This is a genomic window from Colwellia sp. Bg11-28, from assembly GCF_002836245.1.
GTDB lineage: Bacteria > Pseudomonadota > Gammaproteobacteria > Enterobacterales > Alteromonadaceae > Colwellia > Colwellia psychrerythraea_A.
The window spans coordinates 566,683-585,718 of record NZ_PJBA01000006.1; the positions used below are offsets into that span (position 1 = coordinate 566,683).

Sequence of the window (19,036 nt, forward strand, 5' to 3'; positions counted from 1 at the left end):
GTTTATGCGTAAAACACTCTTAAGCTGTGCCTTAGGGATATGCTGTAAACATATCCCTAAGTTGTTTGAAAATGCGTGTTGAGATTAACGTCCTAAACGTCTAAGAGCAGAGGTAGAAAAATCTTTGCGTTTAACTTTTTTACCCCAAATCATGAAGGTTGGCTCTTCATTACTTAGCCCTGTTACTAGGTAACGTCCAGAGTCTAAGTCATATAAGGTTTCAGCAACCATCCACGGGGTATCAACATCATAAAATTGAATGTTATGCGCTTCCGATAATTTCCATAGTTGACCACGGCCATCGTATTGATCGATAACTGAGGCACCCCATGTATCTTCATCAATAAAGAAAGTACGTTTCGCGTAAATATGTCTTGAGCCTTCTTTTAAGGTCGCTTCTACTTGCCAAACACGGTGTAACTCGTAGCGTAAATAATCAGTATTCAAATGACCCTTTTGTATTACGTCATCATATTTTGCTGTGGTATCAAGTAAGTTATAAGAGTTGTATGGAATATAAAGCTCTTTTTTTCCGACTAGTTTCCAGTTATAACGATCAGGTGCTCCGTTATACATGTCATAGTTGTCAGAGGCTCTTAAACCATCGGTACCTTGACCTGGTCCATCATAAGCAACGTTTGGTGCACGGCGAACACGACGTTGACCAGAGTTATAAACCCAAGCTTTACGCGCTTCTTTTACTTGATCCATGGTTTCATGTACTAATAAAGCCGTACCTGTTAAACGTGCAGGTGCGGTAATTTGAGAAAGATAATAAAACAAAATATTGTTATCTTTTTTAGCATCACGCCCGCCTTTTAAAAACTCAGGCCATACCAATTGATCATTCATTTTAACGGGCACAAATGAGCCATTTGATTGCACTGGAATGGTAGTGGTAAAACGTTTAGCTGTGCCGCCACGAAAACGGGTGATGTGGTTCCAAATAACTTCAGAGCCATTTTGTGCAATGGGGAAGGGGATTGTTGTCTCAAAATTTTCGACACCATTACCCGATTGCACTAGTTCAGCGGTTGTCGCATTTTTCTTAACAACATCATAAAGTTCATTTGAGTAGGCGGCTGTTCTTCTTGTTTTATAAATAGGCATTTTATAATCAGCGTATTTTTCAAACATTGCAATTTGGCCAGCACTTAAGTTCGCTTTGTAATCATCAAAATTAGCGCGCGTTATTTCAAACAATGGTTTGTCTTGGCTAAAAGGATTTTCAGGGCGTCCAGAGTCTTTACTTTTAGTTGAGTTTTTACTGGTTAATCCTCCACTCCAGGCTGGAATAGTTCCGGCTGCATTGGCCGCCATTTCAGCACCTAATGGAGTTAGCGTTTTACCTAATTTATCAGCTTCTTGTGGGCTAACTTTTGCCAATGCAGCACTACTTACCAGTGATAACATCAGTAAACTTGCAGTTGTAATATATTTTTTCATGATGATTCTCTTAATGTTTTTGCACTATAATTAATATGAAAGACCAAATGACAGCGATACTAGGTCTTTATCTTCTAAAATATTATGACTACCACCTGAATAGTTGTTGTAGCCTACGGTGACGGTATATTTTTGCTGATAGGCCGCTTCTAAAGAAAAACCTAGATTCTTCCGCCCTTCATGAAATTGTTGGGCTGGATCTGGCGAGTAACCATTAACATCATGTGCCCAAGAAAGTGTTGGCTTTAACGATACGCCGGCAAATACATCAGAATATTGCCAAACAGCCCGCATGCGATAACCCCATGCACTATCAGTAACAAAACCATCAGTGCGACAATCGCCTGATAACGCGCCTGCATTGACAAGGTTGGTACAATTTAAGCCGCCACCAGCATCAAAATCCCCCAATCCAAAGACTGAGTTTCTACCGTAATGTTGATCAGAGTCTTCAACGCCATCAGTTAAAATCATGCCCACTTCGGCAATAACTGTGACTCGTGAAGCCCCCATGGTGTTTTCAAAAAATTGAATCGCAGTCATCTGCAATTGGGTTACATCAAACTCGTCCCAACCTTTCACCTCTTCACCATAACCAACTGCGGTAACTCTTGGGGTAAAGCGTAAGAATGGCGCTTCAGATAAGGTACCGTTGAGTAATTCTGGTCCGCTGATCTGTACCGGAGTATCAGGTTTATAAGAGGCTTCACCTGATAGTGCTACACCACCAACATTGGTAGCAAAGCTAACGCCGTAAAACTTTAAGTCTTCTGGAAATTCAATGTCATAACCTGGATTTTGTGCGGCGAAAGCGCCACCTGTTGGATCCAATGCTTCTGGTACAAAAACGGGTGAGTTAGCAATATCATCACCGGTAATTGCAGCATAAGTCGGCGGGATATTAGTACGTACTGTGTTAATCAGTGGTAGGCGAGAATGAATATTCATGTAGTATATTCCAAACTCGGTATCATTTAATTCTTCAGCATAATAACGCGCGGCTAAACCATATTGACCGCCGTCATCAGGCTCAACATCCGCTATTCGCTCAGCGGCAAAACCTGCAGCCAATCCAGCTTGATCGCCTAAAGGACCAACAGAAACATAATTACAGCCAGTTGCTGCAAAATCAGCCCCAGAAAAATAAGTACCACAACCGTCAATTTGAGTTTTCTCCCACTCGTATTGATAAAAAGCTTCAACACTTAGGTTTTCAGTGAGACCGACGTTACCGTAGAGCATGCCAACAGGTAAAATACCTTCTTTTAAATCTGCACCAGGGCGTCTTAAGGCTGCGACATCAAAAGGGTTCGACGAATTCATGCCACCCTGAATAAATGTACTTTCGCCCCAACTAACCACTTGTCTACCTAGGCGTATGTCTACTGGAGTATCTGCTAAATCAAACGAAGCATAAACGTAGGCATCTAATAAGGTGGCGCCAGAAAATTTAGTATTATTTTCAAATCCATCATCGCTTAATGGCGTATTCGGGACATAACCATTACCTGAGTTACCATGGTTCACATCACCTTCTTTGAGTGCATAGTCATACCAATATTTAAAGCGCACAAAAGCACCAAAATCGCCTTTGCTTAATTGAATATCATGCACACCTTTAATTATTTGTGAGTAGGCATCATGTTTTGAGTAGTTCAAGTTGCCATCATCTGTGGTACTTGTAGCGCCAGTTCCACCGTTAGTTTTACCAATAAATCGTGGGTCAGCATCGCCTAGTCGCCAGCTTGAACCAATGTCCAATTGAGAATTTATTTGCAATAAAATGTCATCGTCTTCACCAAAATTAAAGTCTACAGCGTGCGCTGATGACGCACTAAGCGCCATAGCGACAACCAGAGCTAATGGTTTGATTTTGTGATTATTATTTAGCATATTATTCGCCTATTATTATCGTTATAATACTTATTGTAATGTTCGTTTCATCATTACATTACGACAATGAACAGTTTAATATTTCGCTAAATGTGCCAACCTGTTGTCATTTCGTGCAAACCCCGTAATATAGATAGGTCCCCAATTATAGGAAACGCAGTGCAAGATTATTATTCAACGTTGATTGGCTGGATGATCCCGATTTCAAGGGCAATGGAAGCTCACCAGATTGATCTTACAACGGCACTTAAAGAATGTAATATTTCTCAAGATGTTATGACAGACCAAGAATCTCGTATTGCTGCCGAAAAGTTTTATAACTTAATAGAGTATTGTAATAAGAAATTAGGACGACATGATTTTTCTATTTTAATTGCGGAACAATTCCATCCCGGTATGTTTCATGCGCTTGGTTACGCCATGATGTCTTCTAACACATTGCAAGATGCTCTAGACCGAATAGCTCATTATAAACGTGTAGTTTCAAATACTTGCCAATTAGTTACCTACGAGAGTAATAACCAATTAGTTTTTGAAATGAATATTTTTACTTATGAGGGAACTAATCGTCCCGTATTATCACTTGCAACAGTCGAAACCTTTTTAGCGACCATTATCCGTTTTGCTAGAGAGTTGGTTACTTTAGATTTCTCACCTGAAAAAATTTGTTTTGCTTATCAAAAACCTGCTCATGATGTGACTTACCTCGAAGAGTTTTTCAATTGTGACATAGAATTTAATAGCGATAAAAACGCTATTATTTTTAATTTTGAGCAAGCACAAGAAAAGCTAATGTGTGGCAACCCTTTAATTACGCATAGTCACGAAAAAATGCTTGATGAATTCATGGCAAGAATTGATAAAAATGATTTAAGCCATGTCATCAAAAATAAAATCTTTGATTTATTGCCGTTAGGTGCTCCTTCACAAATAGTTATAGCTGAAGACCTAGGAATGAGTTTGCGTAATTTACAACGAAAACTACAAGAGCAAGGCACAAGTTACAAAGAAATATTAGAAAGTACCCGTAAAAAATTAGCAATGGATTACATTGTGCAACAACATTTAAGTTTGAGTGAAATTGGCTATTTGGTTGGTTTTTCGAGCGTAGGCAACTTTAACCGTGCTTTTAAACGTTGGACAAATCAAACACCTGGTGAATACCGACAAAGCAAAAAAACCTAACCTTTCGAACAGTTCTACTTAAAACGACCTCAAAGATTAGCTGTGTTGCAAAGATAATCATTTGGCACGTTTAACACCTCTCAAGTTAACTTTATTCATCAATACTAATAAGTATAAATTTTTTACTTATTAGGTTTTCTATGCGTATACCCTATATCGACTGTGGTGTGATGAGCTTATGGTTTATTACTTTGCTTGGTTCATTCTTTACTGTCGCTCAGGCAAATAGCTCTTCTGATTTACTGGAATTACCTGCGACCAATAGTGTATTAGCCAATAAAAGTGTACTGATGGCGATGACGCCAAATAATGACGCTATTCTCGTGGTCGGCGAACGTGGGCATATAATCAATTGGCAAAACGATGATAACTGGCAGCAGCAACAATCGCCTGTCAGCGTTGCTATAACTGATGTAACTATACTGTCTGATGGTAGCAAAGTTGCGGTTGGCCATGATGGTGTCATTCTTAAAGTTGATAGTAATAGCACGACATGGCGCAAAGTATTTACGGGGAAAGAGATAACACAATTCCAAATAGCGCAATTGAAACAGCAATATCAATCTTTAGAGCAAGTCATATTGCAAACTCAGGATGAAGATGAATTAGAAGAATTAACCTATCAACTTGATGATTTAACCTTTGCTATTGAAGACAACCAATTAGAATTAAAATCCGGACCAAATAAACCACTGTTATCAGTTACTAGCACGTCGAATGATACCTTATTTGCTAGCGGCGCCTACGGTATATTGCTCAGCAGTAAAGACAAAGGTGAGACGTGGGAGTTAGTGAGTAATCACCTTGATAACCCCGATAGTTTTCATCTTAATACGGTTATAGCTACAGCAGATGACCAGCTCTATATTGTTGGTGAAAATGGTATGGGCTTTCATTCTACGGATGTTGGCCAAACATGGTCGGTCATGACATTACCTTATTCGGGCAGTTTATTCGGCATTCTCGCCAACACAGTCAAAACTCATACTATTTCCACTGATGATATCAATTCAACTAAAAATAAAACCCAATTGGTCGCGTTTGGTTTACAAGGAAACATCATGGTTTCCCTTGATGGAGGAGGGCATTGGCAGCATATAAAATTACCACGTAGCACTAGTTTGCTCGGCGGAAATTTCTCTAAGCAAGGCAAGGTGTACTTGGTTGGTCATGGTGGCGTTATTGTTAGTTTTTATCCTGAAAACTTATCAACATTGACGATTAAAAAGCATCCTTCAGGCGCGGCATTGTCGAGTGTGTTAGTTAAAGACAATTCGTTAATTCTTGCTGGCCAATTTGGTATTTCACAATGGCCGATTGAGGCAGAGGAATAAACTTATGTCGACTAAAAAAAATTCACACTCACCAAGTGCATTAGAACAAATAATAGAAAACTTCGTTTTTAAACATCGCGCCTTGATGATGACCATAATAGTTACCTGTATCGCTTTGTTAACTATTCAAGCCGTTAAGGTTAAACCTGAAGCTAGCTTCACTAAAATGATCCCGGGTTCTCACACCTATGTGACAAACTTTCTAACCTACAAAAAAGAACTTGCTGATTTAGGTAACGTTATACGTATTGTGGTGGAAAATACCAATGACGATAATAAAGATAGTGATATTTTCAATGCTGATTTTCAACAAACGTTAAAAGAAGTCACCGATGAAGTTTTTTTTATCTCTGGCATAAATCGTGATGGTTTAAAATCATTATGGACACCCAATGTTCGCTGGCAAGAAGTCACTGAAGAAGGTTTTGTTGGTGGCGCTGTTATTCCTGACGGCTACGATGGCTCAGCAGAAATGATTGAACGGGTTAAAGCAAATGTATTTAAGTCAGGACAAATTGGCGTACTGGTCGCTAACAACTTTCAATCCGCTATTATTATCGCGCCACTGCAAGACATCAACCCTGAAACAGGTTTACCGCTCGACTACCGAGCATTATCGACCGTATTAGAAGAGAAAATTAGGGATAAATATAGCAGTAAAAACGTCACTATACGTATAGTTGGCTTTGCAAAAGTTGTTGGTGATTTAATTGACGGCGCTTTACAAGTTGTTGCTTTTTTTGGCTTAGCCGTTCTAATTACCTTTGTTTTACTTTGGCTGTATTCTCGCTGCTTACGCAGCACAATATCCGTCTTAGTATTTTCAATTTTTGCCGTGTTTTGTCAATTAGGTATTCTAAACTTACTAGGTTTTGGTATTAACCCTTATTCTATGTTGGTACCCTTTTTAGTCTTTGCTATTGGCGTCAGTCATGGCGTACAGATTATTAATTCCATCATTCACCATAGTGTTACTGGCGCAAGTAATATTGATTCGGCCAAGCTGGCTTTCCGTTCATTGTATATTGCGGGTATAACAGCATTAGTCAGTGATGCTATCGGCTTTACTACCTTGATGATCATAGATATCGCGGTCATTCGAGAATTAGCCATCGCTGCCAGTATTGGTGTTGCCATTATTATTGTGACTAATTTAATCGCCTTACCCATTTTAATGAGCTATATCGGCGTTTCTCCTGCAGGCCTAAAATACGCACGACAGTCGGCCCACAAAACAGGCATTGTAGAAAGTTTGTTTAAAAACTTCGCTAAACCACCACTGGCAAAAATAGCGTTAGCTGTTGGCATATGCTGTTTAATTCTTGGTTTGTATTTTTCACAATCGATGAAAATTGGTGACTTAGATGCTGGTGCGCCAGAGCTAAGACCTGACTCTCGTTATAACTTAGATAACGCCTATATCGTTGATAATTACAGTACCAGTACTGACTTATTTGTCATCATGGTCAAAACGGATGTTGAACAGTGTGCGCAATATCAAACCTTGGTTTGGGTCGATCAATTCCAATGGCAACTACGCAACGTTGCTGGCGTTCAAGCGGTTAAATCAGTGGCTGATGTTTCAAAGTTTGGTCTATTTGGCATGAATGAAGGTTCGTTAAAGTGGTATGGGCTAAACCGTAACCAATTAATGACTAATGCTTCTTTGTCTAAAACACCACAAGGTTTGATGAATAAAGACTGTTCTATGGTGCCAGTGCTCGTTTTTCTCAATGATCATAAAGCGCAAACCCTTGATAACGTGGTAAAGGCAGTGGAAAAATTTAATGCTGAAAACCAAATTGAAGGTATTGAATTTTTGATGGCTGCAGGTAATGCAGGCATAGAATCAGCGACCAATATGGTGATAGAAGAAGCAGAAACCGAAATGTTACTTTGGGTTTACTCTATCGTTATTATTATTTGTTTAATCACCTTTAGAAGTGGCCGCATCGTTATATGTATTATCACGCCGTTAATTTTAACCAGCATTATGAGTCAAGGTTTAATGGGCATACTAGGCATTGGCGTAAAAGTAGCGACCTTACCGGTTATTGCCTTAGGGGTAGGTATTGGGGTTGATTACGGTATTTATATTTTCAGTAAAGTTAAAGAAGCTCTGGGGCAAGGAAAGTCCTTGTACATGACCTATCGCTACGCGTTAAATCAAACCGGTAAAGCCGTTGCTTTCACGGGCATAACCTTAGCTATTGGTGTCGCCACCTGGGTATTTTCACCGATAAAATTTCAAGCGGACATGGGTATATTACTCACCTTTATGTTTATTTTTAACATGTTGGGTGCGCTTACGCTTATCCCTGCTATTGCTTGGTTACTTAATATTGGCTCTCACCGGACTAAAAAATAATGATTGAAATCACCTCAGAAAAAGCACTAACAGAGACTTTTTTACAACAAAAAGCGCATTTTGCTAACAATACTTACCCAAGTTACCAAGATCGACTTAGTGACTTAACAAAATTGAAGGCAATTCTTATTGATAATCAGCAAGCCTTTATTGATGCGATGAGCCAAGATTTTGGTCACCGAAGTGCTGATGATACCAAGCTAGGCGATATCCTTAGTACTGTGATGGGCATTAACTATGCGATAAAGAAATTAAAAGGTTGGATGAAGCCAGAAAAAAAACATATCGGCATATTATTTCAACCAGCAAAAGGTGAAGTTATTTTTCAACCCAAAGGTGTGGTTGGGATTATCGCGCCATGGAATTATCCTGTTTTTCTTGCTTTTGGGCCATTGACCACCGCCTTAGCTGCGGGTAATACCGCTATGATAAAAATGAGCGAATATACGCCTAACACTAATATCCTATTGGCTGAATTAGTGGCTAATAATTTCCCACACAAAAAAGTCGCGATTGTATGCGGGGAAGCAGATATGGCTGCAGCCTTTTCAAGTATTGCTTTTGACCACTTATTCTTTACTGGCTCAACGGGTGTCGGCAAATTGGTGATGAAAGCCGCCGCTGAAAATTTAGTGCCAGTCACGTTAGAGTTGGGCGGTAAATCTCCGACGATTATTGATGATGACATTGATATAAAAACCGCGGTGAGTCGATTGATTTTAGGGAAAACTCTTAACTCAGGGCAGACGTGTGTCGCGCCAGATTACCTCTTTTGTCCAGAGAATAAGGTAGCTGAGCTAACACAAGCGTTTAAAGATGCTTATCAAACTATGTACCCCAATACTCAGGATAATGTTGATTGCACCTGCATAATTAACGATGCACAGAAAGCGCGAATTGATAGTTTGTTAACGGATGCCAAAGCGAAAGGTGCCAATATCATTCCGTTAATCCCAGACAGTAGTAACGGCTCATCCAGAAAAATGCCGTTAACAATACTAACCAATGTTACTGATGATATGAGTGTGATGCAGCAAGAGATTTTTGGTCCGTTAATGCCAATTATTGGTTATAAAAAAATTGATGAAACAATTGCTTATATCAACAGTAAACCTCGACCGCTTGCCCTATATATTTGTAGTTTTAATAAAGCATTTCAGCAGAAAATTTTACTCAATACCCATGCGGGTGGCGTTTGTATTAACGATGCTGCGTTTCATGTTATTAATGACGATTTACCTTTTGGTGGTATTGGTGCATCAGGCATGGGGCAATATCATGGCAGTGAAGGTTTCAAAACCTTCTCGCATAGTAAAGCGGTACTTTCACGAGGACGAATCAGTTTGGGGTCCTTATTGTTCCCACCGTTTGGCAAAAAAATTCATCAACTTGTCTATAAGTTATTTATTCGTTAGTCATTTAACAATAAAAATAACGACAACAATTTATACCAATGAGATTAATTAAGGGGTCAAATTTTAATGAAGATAAATTTTCATGAGCAAGGCGCTTGATTGAGCAATAGCTGGCTATTGGGATTGAAAGCAACGATGTTATTGGATATTTAGACCATTTTAAAAGATCATTTAGTTAGTCTGGTTGGTATTATTACTGTTTTGTTTTGATGCTTGTTCTACTATATTCTAAACAAAGCTAGTTACTTAAGGAAAGCACATGACTAAATCTTGGTTTACCAATTATCCTGAAAACGTGGCACATACTGTCGACTTAAGCCGTTACTCTTCTTTAACCGATTTACTGCAACAAACCTCAGCAAAGTATCAGAAGAACACTGCTTACAGTAATTTTGGTGCGGAACTTACTTTTGAACAAGTAGATGAATTATCACGCGATTTTGCCGCTTATTTACAAAATAAATTAAGCGTTGTCAAAAATGATCGTGTAGCGCTAATGTGTCCTAATACCTTATGTTTTCCGATAGCCATGTGGGGCATCATTCGTGTTGGTGGTGTACAAGTTAATGTTAACCCTATGTACACGCCAAGAGAGCTAGAACACCAACTTAATGATGCGCAAGTTGATACGATTATAATTTTCTCTCCGTCAACCCAAATGTTAGCCGAGATTTTAGATAATACGGGCATTAAGAATATTATCACTGTTGATTTAGATGATTTAGTTAATAAAGGTCTACCTTGTGCAGGGGTAGACGAACGTTTAACTAATACCATCAGTTTTACTGATGCGCTAGCGCAGGGTAAAACTCTGGGTTTGAATGAGCCAGCATTATGCCAAGATGACTTACTGTTTTTGCAATATACCGGTGGTACCACAGGTTTATCTAAAGGGGCTATGCTGAGTCATGGCAATTTAATCGCTAATATATTGCAATATAAAGAATTTGCTAAAGCGCATATTGATTACGGCAATGACATTGTTATCACCGCTATCCCGATGTACCACATCTTTGCTTTGATGGCGAATACCCTTAGTTATTTTAGCTTTGGCGCTAAAAATGTTTTAGTCACCAATCCACGTGATATGCCGAGCTTTGTTGAGGTATGGAAAAATACTCCGGCCACTATGTTTACTGGCGTAAACACTTTATATAACGGTTTATTACATACGCCAGGCTTTGATGAGGTTGATTTTTCCTCATTGAAACTTTGTATTGGCGGCGGCGCAGCTGTTCAGCAAGCGGTGGCTGATAAATGGCGACAAGTTACCGGAGTTAAACTGCAAGAAGGTTATGGTTTATCAGAAACTTCGCCTATTTTAACGTTAAATTTTGGTAGTGTAGATCACTCTGATGATGTTCCTGGTATCGGCGTACCTGTGCCTAACACAGACATTTCTATCCGTGATGAGATGGGCAATAGTGTTGCACAAGGCGAGTCAGGTGAGTTATGCGCTAAAGGCCCGCAAGTGATGTCGGGTTATTGGAATAATGTTGCAGCAACCACTGAATGTATGACCCCTGACGGCTATTTCAAAACAGGTGATGTTGCCATGTTAGATGAACATGGATTTTTCCATATTGTCGATCGCATAAAAGATATGATTAATGTTTCGGGTTTCAATGTTTACCCAAATGAAATTGAAGCTGAAGTGGCTAAAATGCCGGGCATATTAGAATCTGCTTGTATCGGCGTTGATGATGAGAAAACCGGTGAAGCAGTTAAACTTTTCATTGTTACTGATAAAGACTCAAAAGAGGGCGAAATTACAGAAAAAGACGTCATTAGCTTTTGTCGCCAAGGTTTAACTGGTTATAAAGCGCCTAAACATGTGGTCTTTATTGATGAAATTCCTAAATCAAGCGTCGGTAAATTACTACGTAGAGAGTTAAGATAATCTCTACTTCTTAATCTTTATTTAACGATAAAGGAGTATGTGAATACCTGATTGGGTATTAAGTGAAGTCTTCATTTAATACCCCGTTTAACTTATCTAATTGGGTATTAAATAGTTAACTAACCTTACTCCATCAAAAACTATTATGTCATCGCCCATTGGCGTAATAAATTTGCATGTGTTTTGGTGATACGATCAAAAGCAGACGTTTTACCATGATGCTCCATAATCTCTTTGCGGGCACAGTCCAAATCAAATAAAATTTCACGCTGTGAAGCTTGGGGAATATGACTTTCTATCCAGGTTAAGGCTACTTTTCTTGAGCCAGAAGTCACCGGGTTAACACGATGTAAGGTGGTGCTAGGATAAATAATGGCGTCACCAGCGTTTAATTTAAATGCCATTTCCATTCCTGATAAATTCATCACCAGTTCACCACCTTCATAATCTTGAGGAGGGGTTAAAAAGAGTGTGCAGGAAATGTCTGTGCGTAATACGCTCTCGTTTACCATAAGCGCATCATCAATATGATCGCCGTAGCCACCACCTAAGGTTGATTCGCTAATGATAAAGGGCATCATCGCTTTAGCATAAGCCGCGCCGGTAAATTGTGGATGTTGCGTTAAGGCTCCTTGAATGCCGGTTTGTATTTGTTCATTTAACTCAGTATCTCCTTGCCATTGCAGATTGTGTTTTACGGCTTTTGCATGCCAGCCAGCAGTATCTTTACCACTGTTAAAGCTGCCATGTTCAATTAATTGAATAATAGAAGCCACTTGTATTGGCGAAAGCACTTGAGGTAGTTTTGTGATCATGATTTTTGTAAACGCGTCCTTAACCTGCTTATTCACTGACAGATTAAGGACGAGTGTTTGCCTAGTTAAATGTAAAGTTATTGATTAGCATATGCTCTCTAGAAAGCCCTTATAGAAGTGCTTTCTAGAAGTGATAGTTTAGTGACAAATTAACCGCTCTAGGTGTATTAGGTTGTACTGTAACCCAGTTAGCGCCGGCTTCAACTCGATTTTTATCAAGCACATTATTAACGACCAATGCTACATCCCAATCGTCTGTTTTGTAATAGGCACCGACATCGGCTTCAAAATAACTTTTTATTTTATAATCTCCATCATTACGTTCAGATTCATAACGTAATCCTAAAGCAAAACTGATGTTTTTATCAAAGGTATAGTTGTTCCACAGTGATACCGCATGTTTAGGGGTATTATTCGATTGAACACCTTTATCGTCACCGACAGTGTCATGTGCGTCAGTATAGGCATAACTTAAACTACTGTTAAACTTTGGCGAAAAGTACATTGCTGCATCAACTTCAACACCTTTTGATTCAAAACTTTTACCATCAAGTTGCAATAATTCCCAACCGTCATCACCTCGATTAAATTTAGTGCTGTTACTACGATCTAGTGCAAATAATGTAACGGCAGCAGTTAAATTGTTATTAAGTAAATCACCCTTTATTCCTAACTCATAGTTATTGCCTTCAACAGGTTTATAGTCTGTTTTACCATTACCATACTCGATAATATAACGACCTTTAACCGGTTCATATGCTCGGCTATAGGTAGCAAAGACATTAATATCACGGTTAATTTTTTGTACAACGCCTAAGTCCCAAAGTGTATCGTCAAAGCTGGAAGCTATTGTTTCACCACTGCTTAACTCTTCTTGATCTTGTTTAACATAAGCAAGGCCAGCGGCTATGGTAGTGTTACCTATACTGATACGATCTTTTAAGTAAATATTAGTATCGGTTTGAGTGCGTGGTTTGGCAGGACTATCGACAAGACCATCAGGAATAGGACCCGTGACTTGTTGATCTGGGTTTGAGGCTGAAATTGGATTCTTGCCAACCGCATCTGCGCTATCTTGAAAACTACGCGCAAATTTAATGTCCATATCTCGATAGTTATAACCAGCAAGTAAATGATGTTTAATGCTACCGGTTTCCACTTTACCTTCAAAGTTAATATCAAATAAGTTATAGCTATCATCACCCGCAGAGTATACCCATTTGCGATTAACGAGATCCTTACCTACTTCATTTTCTAATGCTGATGAATCAGAAATGTACAAATCTAAGGCATTGGAAGTAGTTTCATTATGACGGAAGTTCGCAGCAAGTTTCCAATCTTCAGCTATTTGATGTTTGATCAGTACACTGGCGCTTGTTGATTCATTTTCACCAACATCTATTGGACTACCGTAGTACTTACCACGATTAATAGGTTTGCCATAAGTTGTCACTTCACCTGATGCAAAGGTGGACTCGAATACACCATCGGCATAACCGCTACCACCCGTTCGTTTACGATCGGTTCTTTCAAAGCGGGGTAATATAGTGGTGTTTTCACCTAGTTCGAAGCTTAATGCAGCATCAAGTAGTAGTTCTTCAATTTCGCGACCATCTTGAAAGTGGTCACCTGATGGGGTGTATTGTGCTAACACGCGATATAGCACACTTTCATCGGTTATTGGGCCGGTACTATCTAGGTTAAAGCTGGTGTCATTGCGCTTGAAATTACCGGTATCGCTTGAGGCATAACTTCGGTTATTAAGCCCAATGGATGTTTTAGCCGTCGTTTGAGGCTTTTTACTGGTAATATTAATCAAACCACCCGCGACACCCGCGCCATAAAGAATTGCTTCAGGGCCACGAAGGAATGTCGTGTTTTCTGCATTAAAGGTACTTGGTAACTTAGAGCCTGTTCCACCTTCGCCACCTTGTAATGAACGTAAACCGTCGACCATTACATTGTCTATACTGGTTGAAAAACCACGTGCAATGTAAGTACGATCCGCAGGGCCATTGGCTCTAAAACCAGCAACATAATTGAACGCCTCTCTGACATCTTGCAGGGCACGCATTTTTAAATCATCAGCATCAAGCTCCATCATAGAACGGCCAGTATCTTTGATAGATACATCCATTTTGGTTGCTGCGGTAGAAGGTTTTTCAATATCACTCATCGGTCTGCCAGAAACTGCAATATGTTCTATTGTGTCTGACTCATAACCAATATCAGGTACCTCTTGTGCTGAAACTTGATTAACAAGCGAAGAGATAAGTACTGTTCCTAAAGACACTTTTTTCATGTTTAATATTTTGTTGTTTGTCATTTTATTATTCATTATGTTTAAAGATGTAACGTTAAAAAGAACGCAGATCCTAATGGTAATCATTATCATTTACAAGTGTTAATTGTTTAATTTGTTTTTTGAACAAAATGGGGAGGATTAGCAGTCCTAATTTGGGGGCTAAATTAGATTAATTGTTAGTGGGTAAGGAGTTAGGATTATTGAATGAAGTGGTATTAGTGTTGTTATTTTTGAAAAATATATCGAATTGAGTCATGTAAACTTGCGAAATTCACCGTGGATATTGCAATGTAACTTCTTTTATTTAGCTAAATTGAGCCGATAAGCGGAAGTCTTACTTGCTACAAATAACTTGAAAATAACTTGAAAACAACTTGGAAGTAAATGGGTAGAGAGGGAGGGTACTGACTAGTGCAGACGTTATTATATCTGATTCAAGTAATGATTTACCGCTTGAGTAAAATACTATCTTTTGATGAAATCAAAAGGCCGATACATTATGTATCGGCCTTTTCTTTGGATCGTTCTTAATCGTAGCTACAGTAATTTCTAAAAGAAGAAAATAACTTACTTTGCTTGATTGAAAAGATTAAAAGCACTTGAGAAATCTTTTGCACCATTACCATTGGCAGCATGCATAGCGTATAAACTACGCGCTAATGCACCCATTGGTGTTGATGAGTGACTTTTTACCGCTGTATCCATCGCCAAGCCTAAATCTTTAGCCATCAAGTCAACCATAAAGCCACCCTGATAATCATTAGATGATGGGACATTTTCCATTACACCAGGGCAGGGATTATAGACATCAAGAGTCCAGTTACTGCCTGAACTACTACTCATAATATTTGACAATACGGAAGCATCTAAACCATTGCTGATACCTAGTTGTAAAGCTTCAGAGGTCGCTAACATTAATACTGATAACAGCATGTTGTTACAGGCTTTAGCCACCTGACCAGCGCCATGATTACCGGCATGAAAAACATTTTTACCCATGGTATCTAAAACGGGTTTAGCTTGGTTAAAATCAGCTTCACTGCCACCAACCATAAAGCTTAATGTACCGGCAGTTGCACCACCTACGCCACCAGAAACAGGAGCATCAATAAAATTGATACCTTGTTCTAACAAAACAGTACCAACTTTGATTGAAGTAGCAGAGTCAATGGTAGAAGAGTCAATAACTAAAGCGCCTTTAGCGATATGATTGATCAAGCCATTTTCTGAGAGAAATACGGCTTCAACATGCTTGCCAGCAGGCAGCATTGAAATAATAAATTCAGCACCTTTCACACAATCACTGGCTTGTGGTTGCGTTGTTGCACCTTGCTCTACTACGTTAGCAACGGCTTGCTCTGATAAATCAAAAACACAAACCTGATGTCCGGCTTTGACTAAGTTGATGGCCATTGGGCCACCCATATTTCCTAAACCTATGAAAGCAATATTCGCCATGACGTTCTCCTGTTGTTTGTACTTAATTATTTTAAACGGCAGTGCTAAGACGATACACTACTGTTGTATTAAAATATCCTCAACTATTAACCTCTCAATGATAAATTCTCGACGATAACCTCTCATTGAAAAAGAGGCGTCGAGAACTTCTTATCGAAAAATAGTTGGTGCTTTATTTCATGCTAATAGTGGTGTGAACATTCAATCCATCTTCATGATCTGGTTCAAACCAACGTGCCGTTACTGACTTAGTTTGTGTCCAAAAGCTAACTGTTTGTTTACCGTTTGGACCTAAGTCACCCAATTTTGAAGCTCTTGATCCAGTAAAGCTAAAGAAGGCAACTGGAACCGGAATAGGAACGTTAATACCGACTTGGCCAACATCAATTTCATTTTCAAATAAACGCGCATTCCAACCTGAAGAGGTGAAAATAGAGGTACCATTACCATTAGGGTTAGCATTGATAATTGCGATGGCTTCTTCTAATGTTTCAGCTTCTAAAACACATAATGCTGGGCCAAAGATTTCTTGAGTATAAATATCCATGTCAGTAGTAACATTGGTGAATAATGTTGGGCCAACAAAATTACCATTTGGATAACCTTCAACTTGACAGTTTCTGCCATCAATTAACATGGTAGCGCCTTGCTCAATACCACTATCAAGTAAGCTGATAATACGTTTTTTAGCTTGAGGCGAAACTACTGGGCCTAAGTCAGCATCACGCTGAGAGCCAGGACCAACTTTCATTAATTTTGCACGTTCTACTATTTCAGGCAACCAGTCACGAGACTTGCCAACTAAAATAGTGACAGGGTTAGCCATACAGCGTTGACCGGCAGCACCAAAAGCTGAACCAAGTAAATCATTGATAGCTCTGTCTTTATTTGCATCAGGCATAATAACCATATGGTTTTTAGCGCCCATCATAGATTGTGCACGTTTTCCGTGTTTGCTCGCATGATTATATATATGCGTACCAACATGAGTTGAGCCAATAAACGATACTGCTTTTACGTGTTCATGTTCAATTAACGCATTCACTGCATCAGGGCCGCCGTGAACAACATTGATAACGCCTGCAGGTAAACCCGCTTCAATAGCTAGTTCTACAAAACGTACTGTTGATGAAGGAGCTTGCTCAGATGGTTTAAGAACAAAGGTATTACCACAAGCAATTGCTGGCGGAAACATAAAGGCCGCTAGCATTAATGGGAAATTAAAAGCCGTAATACCTAAACCTACGCCAAGTGGCTTATGTAATGTATAAGTGTCGACACCGGTAGCAACATTATTGCCCATATCGCCTAGTTGTAAGCGAGTTACTGAAGAAGCATTTTCAATTGCTTCTAACGCTCGACCAACTTCACCTTCAGCATCAGGTAATGTTTTACCATGTTCCAATGTTACTAACTCAGCTAACTCTTGAGTATTTTCACGAACCAAATGTGCAAAATTTACCATAATGCGCATACGATTAGTTAACGACGTTTTAGACCAAGTTTTGAATGCAGTTTGTGCACTTTGAACGGCTAATTCAATTTCTTCTGCAGTTGCAATAGGGACACGAGCAACAACTTCTTGAGTCGCAGGGTTTAAAACATCTAACCACTCTGTAGTTTGTGAACGAACTTTTTCACCATTAATGATTAGTGGAACTTCAGTAATACTCATAGCAACCTCTATTTATTAAAAACATTAAAAACATTAAAAACATTAAAATTATTTAAATCGATATAAGCAAGATAGGCCTTTCTTAATGTTGTCACAATAAACATAAATGCAATACGCTTTGCATTTTTGCAATGGTGTTTGAAAAAGAGTAGACTAACTAGATGAATTGGGATGATATTAAAATATTTCTTGAGGTTGCTCGTGCCGAGCGACTATCAACAGCCGCTAAACGCTTAACGATGGATGCTTCCACTGTGTCTAGGCGTTTGCATAAGTTAGAAGAAAGTATAGCGACAAAACTATTTGACCGAACGCAAGACGGTCATGTATTAACGCCTGATGGCGAAATGTTACTTACATCAGCCTGTAAAATGGAGCAGGATGCACAACATGCACTTTCCAGTATTCACAATAATAATGAAGAAAATTGTGGCTTAGTTCGTATTGGTGTGACCGAAGCGTTAGGTAATTTTTTTGTTTCACCCAACCTTTTGACATTGCAACAACAGCATCCCAACATTGATGTACACTTATTACTTTTTTCACGTTATGTAAAAATCAGTAGAAATGAAGCCGATATCGCTATTGCAGTTGAGCGTCCCAAAAGTACCTCGATGATAGTGTCAAAACTTTGCGATTATAAATTACAGCTTTACGTACATCAGGATTATTTAGACCATAATTTAAAGCAATATCCGCAAGGTATAACCCTTGATAATTTAGCTGAACATAAATGGGTCACTTACGTCGATAATCTAATATTTACCGACCAGCTGTCCTACATAAAAGAGTTAGACCGTTATTTATCAGGTGAGTTAAAAGCAAATTTTAGTAGCACCAGCATTATCAGCCAATATTTTGCGATTAAAAGTGGTTTAGGTATTGGAATTCTTCCTTGTTTTCTTGCCGATCAAGATAAAAGCCTTATTAAACTTCATAGCCAAGATATTACTATTAGCAGAAGTTTCTGGCTGGTTACTCATCCAGAGAGTAAACGATTGTCACATGTAAATACCGTTTGGCAATACTTAAAACAATTAGTACTAGAGCATGCTGAGTTATTAAATCCAAAAGAATAACCTCAATTATATTCAATCTTTTATTGCGTAATACCCCCGTAAATAACGTGAATAATTGCAGACAATGCTGCTGTTTTGTTGTCAACACACCGAAGATAAATTTAAAATCTCCCTAGCAGCTTCATACAGACTTTGTTATTGTGTTTGTAATAGTAAAAGTTTT

At 38.9% G+C, this 19,036-nt stretch carries 12 protein-coding genes; 6 read left to right on the plus strand and 6 right to left on the minus strand.

The window, feature by feature from the left end; genetic code table 11:
• Nucleotides 1-84: 84 nt before the first annotated feature.
• Both CXF79_RS09440 and CXF79_RS09445 read right to left on the minus strand, forming a co-directional pair.
• Complete coding sequence (locus tag CXF79_RS09440; protein WP_101154751.1) at nt 85-1,446, minus strand: DUF1329 domain-containing protein; 1,362 nt, start codon at nt 1,444-1,446, stop codon at nt 85-87.
• A gap of 30 nt (nt 1,447-1,476) precedes the next feature.
• Nucleotides 1,477-3,339 carry a DUF1302 domain-containing protein gene (locus CXF79_RS09445; RefSeq protein ID WP_101154752.1) on the minus strand — a complete coding sequence of 621 codons (1,863 nt, stop codon included), beginning with the start codon at nt 3,337-3,339 and terminating at the stop codon, nt 1,477-1,479.
• A 159-nt stretch (nt 3,340-3,498) separates the two neighbouring features.
• Between CXF79_RS09445 and CXF79_RS09450 the strand changes: the two genes are divergently transcribed.
• From CXF79_RS09450 to CXF79_RS09470, 5 genes are all read left to right on the plus strand, one after another.
• Nucleotides 3,499-4,524, plus strand: coding sequence for an AraC family transcriptional regulator (locus CXF79_RS09450; protein ID WP_011044192.1), 1,026 nt, complete (start codon nt 3,499-3,501; stop codon nt 4,522-4,524).
• Nucleotides 4,525-4,664: 140 nt separating this feature from the next.
• Nucleotides 4,665-5,858: a WD40/YVTN/BNR-like repeat-containing protein gene (locus tag CXF79_RS09455; RefSeq protein WP_101154753.1), complete on the plus strand. Its 1,194-nt coding sequence runs from the start codon at nt 4,665-4,667 to the stop codon at nt 5,856-5,858.
• 4 nt (nt 5,859-5,862) lie between these two features.
• Nucleotides 5,863-8,226 carry an efflux RND transporter permease subunit gene (locus CXF79_RS09460; protein WP_011044190.1) on the plus strand — a complete coding sequence of 788 codons (2,364 nt, stop codon included), beginning with the start codon at nt 5,863-5,865 and terminating at the stop codon, nt 8,224-8,226.
• Entirely contained in the window at nt 8,226-9,641 is a 1,416-nt protein-coding gene (locus CXF79_RS09465; protein WP_101154754.1) for a coniferyl aldehyde dehydrogenase, read from the plus strand. The genes CXF79_RS09460 and CXF79_RS09465 overlap by 1 nt, the downstream gene beginning before the upstream one ends.
• 259 nt (nt 9,642-9,900) lie before the next feature.
• Complete coding sequence (locus tag CXF79_RS09470) at nt 9,901-11,541, plus strand: AMP-binding protein (RefSeq protein ID WP_101154755.1); 1,641 nt, start codon at nt 9,901-9,903, stop codon at nt 11,539-11,541.
• A 143-nt stretch (nt 11,542-11,684) separates the two neighbouring features.
• Here the strand turns inward: CXF79_RS09470 and CXF79_RS09475 are convergent, their stop codons facing one another.
• The 4 genes from CXF79_RS09475 to CXF79_RS09490 all read right to left on the minus strand — a co-directional run bounded on the left by CXF79_RS09475 (nt 11,685) and on the right by CXF79_RS09490 (nt 17,794).
• Nucleotides 11,685-12,356 (minus strand): Fe2+-dependent dioxygenase, encoded by a 672-nt coding sequence (locus CXF79_RS09475; protein ID WP_101154756.1) that lies wholly within the window; start codon nt 12,354-12,356, stop codon nt 11,685-11,687.
• 124 nt (nt 12,357-12,480) lie between these two features.
• On the minus strand, nt 12,481-14,682 hold the full coding sequence (locus CXF79_RS09480; RefSeq protein WP_198560054.1) for a TonB-dependent siderophore receptor: 2,202 nt from the start codon (nt 14,680-14,682) through the stop codon (nt 12,481-12,483).
• 546 nt (nt 14,683-15,228) lie between these two features.
• Entirely contained in the window at nt 15,229-16,119 is an 891-nt protein-coding gene (gene mmsB, locus CXF79_RS09485) for a 3-hydroxyisobutyrate dehydrogenase (RefSeq protein ID WP_101154758.1), read from the minus strand.
• A gap of 172 nt (nt 16,120-16,291) precedes the next feature.
• Nucleotides 16,292-17,794 carry a CoA-acylating methylmalonate-semialdehyde dehydrogenase gene (locus CXF79_RS09490; RefSeq protein WP_101154759.1) on the minus strand — a complete coding sequence of 501 codons (1,503 nt, stop codon included), beginning with the start codon at nt 17,792-17,794 and terminating at the stop codon, nt 16,292-16,294.
• A gap of 161 nt (nt 17,795-17,955) precedes the next feature.
• Here CXF79_RS09490 and CXF79_RS09495 point away from each other — a divergent pair, with 161 nt between their 5' ends.
• Nucleotides 17,956-18,873: a LysR family transcriptional regulator gene (locus tag CXF79_RS09495; protein WP_101154760.1), complete on the plus strand. Its 918-nt coding sequence runs from the start codon at nt 17,956-17,958 to the stop codon at nt 18,871-18,873.
• Nucleotides 18,874-19,036 lie beyond the last annotated feature (163 nt).

What these genes read in the sequence shown, in the direction of transcription:
- CXF79_RS09460 (WP_011044190.1), top strand. Translation starts at nt 5,863, where the DNA reads ATGTCGACTAAAAAAAATTCACACTCACCAAGTGCATTAGAACAAATA.
- CXF79_RS09475 (WP_101154756.1), bottom strand. Translation starts at nt 12,356, where the DNA reads ATGATCACAAAACTACCTCAAGTGCTTTCGCCAATACAAGTGGCTTCT.
- CXF79_RS09495 (WP_101154760.1), top strand. Translation starts at nt 17,956, where the DNA reads ATGAATTGGGATGATATTAAAATATTTCTTGAGGTTGCTCGTGCCGAG.
- CXF79_RS09455 (WP_101154753.1), top strand. Translation starts at nt 4,665, where the DNA reads ATGCGTATACCCTATATCGACTGTGGTGTGATGAGCTTATGGTTTATT.
- CXF79_RS09490 (WP_101154759.1), bottom strand. Translation starts at nt 17,794, where the DNA reads ATGAGTATTACTGAAGTTCCACTAATCATTAATGGTGAAAAAGTTCGT.
- CXF79_RS09465 (WP_101154754.1), top strand. Translation starts at nt 8,226, where the DNA reads ATGATTGAAATCACCTCAGAAAAAGCACTAACAGAGACTTTTTTACAA.
- mmsB (WP_101154758.1), bottom strand. Translation starts at nt 16,119, where the DNA reads ATGGCGAATATTGCTTTCATAGGTTTAGGAAATATGGGTGGCCCAATG.
- CXF79_RS09470 (WP_101154755.1), top strand. Translation starts at nt 9,901, where the DNA reads ATGACTAAATCTTGGTTTACCAATTATCCTGAAAACGTGGCACATACT.
- CXF79_RS09440 (WP_101154751.1), bottom strand. Translation starts at nt 1,446, where the DNA reads ATGAAAAAATATATTACAACTGCAAGTTTACTGATGTTATCACTGGTA.
- CXF79_RS09480 (WP_198560054.1), bottom strand. Translation starts at nt 14,682, where the DNA reads ATGACAAACAACAAAATATTAAACATGAAAAAAGTGTCTTTAGGAACA.
- CXF79_RS09445 (WP_101154752.1), bottom strand. Translation starts at nt 3,339, where the DNA reads ATGCTAAATAATAATCACAAAATCAAACCATTAGCTCTGGTTGTCGCT.